The 385-nt window shown below is 49.9% G+C and carries 1 protein-coding gene; it reads left to right on the forward strand.

The features are described from left to right. Positions 1-195: 195 nt before the first annotated feature. On the forward strand, positions 196-385 hold a 190-nt coding region (locus DJ029_RS22585; RefSeq protein WP_232823180.1), incomplete at its 3' end, for a hypothetical protein.

Consider the following 385-nt stretch of genomic DNA (forward strand, 5'->3'; position numbering starts at 1 on the left):
TTAACGGAAATGGGTCCTCGGATCCCAGGGCCAGATCCAGAGCTTTCAACAGTGGATCCCGATCTGATCTCATCTGGTGGGAGTTTCCATTGACTTCCTCGATAAAAAGAAAGGCGGCCCCCCCTGCCGTCACAGGAAGAACACTCCCCGGAATAAATGAAACGGGCATTAAACACCCCGGCGCTGAGTCACTGAATGGAAAAGGGGCGTTTTTTTTGTCCGGGAGCAGAGCGTCCAATCCAAGGTTCTTTCTCTTTAGGCGTGAAGGACTATGAGTTCAGGCTTGTTCCCGACGAAGAAGACCCTGGACATAGATCCATAGATCGAAAAACTATGTTCCCTTTCTCGGATTCCTTTGTGGAGGAAGGGAAGGTTTTCAATCACT

The organism is Oceanibium sediminis (assembly GCF_003265325.1).
Lineage (GTDB): Bacteria > Pseudomonadota > Alphaproteobacteria > Rhodobacterales > Rhodobacteraceae > Halovulum > Halovulum sediminis.